We start from the raw sequence: 2,989 nt of genomic DNA, 5'->3' as shown, positions 1-2,989 counted from the left end.
GTTTTTGGAGATCGATCCGCTGGACGAGGTGCTCTACAGCGACTTCGAGCTCGACGAGCGGCAGCTGATCGGGGCGTTCGGCGCTTCGAACGATGGTCTCAAGGCGGCCTGAAGTCATGCGTGCGTCCACACCAAAGGCCGTGTCGGAGCCGAAGACGCCGGGGACGGGCCCGGCGTTTCGGCTGCCGTTTGACAACAGCTTCTTCCGGGACATGCAGGGGTTCTATGTGCCTTGGAAGCCCGAGCCGTCCCCGGCCCCGGCCTGGGTGCAGTTCAACGACGCCCTGGCGCTGGAGCTGGGGCTGGAGCCGGCGACGCTGAAGTCTGCGACCGGTCTGGCGTGGCTGTCCGGCGTGGAAATGCCGGCTGAGGCGGCGCCGCTGGCGCAGGCCTACGCGGGACACCAGTTCGGCCAGTTCTCGCCACACTTGGGGGATGGCCGCGCCTTGCTGCTCGGGGAACTCATCGACACGGCAGGACAGCGTCGGGACCTGGCCCTCAAGGGGTCGGGCCGTACGCCGTTTTCGCGCCGTCGCGATGGCAAGGCGGCACTGGGCCCGGCGCTGCGCGAGTACCTCATGGGCGAGGCCATGCACGCGTTGGGCATTCCCACGACGCGTGCGCTGGCGGTGATCCGGACCGGTGAGCGGGTGAACCGCGAGGGCTCGCCCCCCGGGGCGATCTTGGTGCGCGTGGCGGCCAGCCACTTGCGGGTGGGCACTTTTGAGTTCTTCGCGGCGCGGGAGGAGGAGGTGATGCTTCGGCGGCTGCTCGACTATGCCGTGGCGCGGCATGACCCCGCCCTCGCCAAGCTTTCCGACAAGCCCATTCCGATGCTGGAGGCCGTCTGTGAGCGGCAGGCGCAGCTGATTGCACGCTGGATGGGCGTGGGCTTCATCCACGGGGTGATGAACACCGACAACATGAGCATTTCGGGCGAGACCATCGACTATGGTCCGTGTGCGTTCATGGAGGGTTTCGATCCGGCCACGGTGTTCAGCTCGATCGACCGTCAGGGGCGATATGCCTACGGCCAGCAGCCGGCCATGGCGCAATGGAACCTGGCCCGTCTGGCCGAAGCGTTGCTGCCGGTTCTGGACGCCCGCGATATCGACGTCGTGGAACGGGTGGAACAGGTGGTGGCCGGGTTTGCCGTGCGCTTTGACCGGCATTGGACCGGGCAGCTGCGCGCCAAGCTGGGCTTGGCCGCTGAAGAGCCGGACGACCGCGCCCTGGCGGACGACTTCCTGCAGCTGCTGCAGCGGGAAAAGGTGGACTTCACGCTGGCGTTCCGCCTCCTGTCCGACGCCATCACGGGGCCGGATGCCGCACTGCACGACCTGTTCGGACGGGAGCGCCCGGCGCTCTCGGACTGGCTGGCGCGCTGGCGCCAGCGCATGGCCCGGGAGGGAAGGACCTTGCAGGACTGCGCCGCAACGGCGTGGTCGGTCAATCCCTTCGTGATCCCGCGCAATCACCAGGTGGAGGCGGCGCTGTCGAGTGCCGTGGACGAGGCCGACCTCGGTCCGTTCGAGCGCCTGCTGGCGGTGCTGGGGCGGCCGTACGAGACGGTGGAGTCCGCGCGGCCATTCACGCTGCCGGCCTCGCCCGAAGTGGCCGCAGCCCACCGCACCTTCTGCGGCACCTGATTGGGGTACCCAACGATTTCTGAAAGGAGACTTCGCATGACCACAACGAAACAGGAACCCGGTGTCCTTGGCGAAGCGGCCGCTCCCCTGGGTGTGACCCGGTGGGTGGACGCGTCGGGCCAGGCGCTGGAACACTTCGACCTGGACCGCATGCCCGGCCGGTTCAAGCTCATCTTCTGTTTTCAGGACGCCTGCCCGGGGTGCCATGCGACCGGCTTTCCGGCGCTTGCCCGGGTGGTCGACGCGTTTCGGGGGAGCGACTTCGTCGGGTTCGCCGCAGTCCAGACCGTGTTCGAGGACTTCGGTTCGAACACCTGGGAGCGCATGCTGGCCAATCACTCCCGCTACGCGCTGGGCATTCCCTTCGGGCACGACGCCGGTGACGAACAGGACGGCGCGGGTTCGGAGCTGATGCGCCGCTACCGCAACGGCGGCACACCCTGGTTCATCCTGATCGATCCCGATGGCAGAGTGGTCTACAACCATTTCCGAATCGACGCCGACAAGCTCGTCACCTTTCTCAAGCGGCTGGAAAACGAACCGGCGGCACCGGAGCCTGGGCCCGACATGTTGACTTGGAAAGGAGTGATTCAACTGGTGGAAACGGGCAACCCGACGCCACCGCGCCGAGTTGAGCGCAGCGAAGCCGAGTGGGCCCAACAGCTGACGCCCGAGCAGTTCCGAATCACGCGGCTCAAGGGCACCGAACGGGCGCACAGCTCCTCGATGTGTACGCTGTTTTCGCCCGGGATCTACCGGTGCGTGTGCTGCGGCACTGAACTATTCGATGCGTCGACCAAATATGACAGCCGCAGCGGCTGGCCCAGCTTCACGCAGGCCATTGCCCCGGGTCTGGTGGGCTATCACGGAGACAACAGCCACGGCATGGTGCGGGTGGAGACGACGTGCAACGTCTGCGACGCCCACCTGGGTCACGTGTTTCCCGACGGACCCAAGCCCAGCGGTCTGCGCTACTGCATCAACGCCCTGGCACTGGAGAAAGCATGAGCAGCGAAAAGGTAGGCTTCGCTGGCAGCAGCCAGGGTCTGCTGGTGGGTGTCTTGGAACGCCCGGACCATGCACCGTTACAAGCCCTGGCGGTGTTTGCCCACTGCTTTACCTGCGGAAAGAACTCTCTCGCCGCGACCCGCATCAGCCGGGCGCTGGCTCAGCAGGGCATCGCCACGCTGCGCTTTGATTTCACCGGTCTGGGCGAGAGCGAAGGCGACTTCGGGCGCGGTGGCTTTTCGTCCAGCGTGGCGGACATTGTGGCGGCGGTGCACTGGATGCAGAGCACGATCGGCATGCCTGCACTGTTGGTCGGACACAGCCTGGGGGGG

The 2,989-nt window shown here is 66.5% G+C and carries 3 protein-coding genes; all 3 read left to right on the top strand.

Going from position 1 to position 2,989, the window contains the following annotated elements; all coding sequences use genetic code 11:
- Positions 1-116: 116 nt before the first annotated feature.
- On the top strand, positions 117-1,649 hold the full coding sequence (locus B2W70_RS11320; protein WP_213757911.1) for a protein adenylyltransferase SelO: 1,533 nt from the start codon (positions 117-119) through the stop codon (positions 1,647-1,649).
- A gap of 567 nt (positions 1,650-2,216) precedes the next feature.
- Positions 2,217-2,657 carry a peptide-methionine (R)-S-oxide reductase MsrB gene (msrB, locus tag B2W70_RS11315; RefSeq protein ID WP_034054008.1) on the top strand — a complete coding sequence of 147 codons (441 nt, stop codon included), beginning with the start codon at positions 2,217-2,219 and terminating at the stop codon, positions 2,655-2,657.
- Positions 2,654-2,989, top strand: a 336-nt coding sequence (locus tag B2W70_RS11310; RefSeq protein WP_286745756.1) for an alpha/beta fold hydrolase, incomplete at its 3' end; no start/stop codon positions are given. The genes msrB and B2W70_RS11310, both read left to right, overlap by 4 nt.

This window comes from Aquabacterium sp. UBA2148, from assembly GCF_002328915.1.
In the GTDB taxonomy this organism is placed as follows: domain Bacteria; phylum Pseudomonadota; class Gammaproteobacteria; order Burkholderiales; family Burkholderiaceae_C; genus Aquabacterium; species Aquabacterium parvum.
Note: the sequence above shows the minus strand (reverse complement) of the source record. Positions and strands in the feature narration are given on the sequence as shown.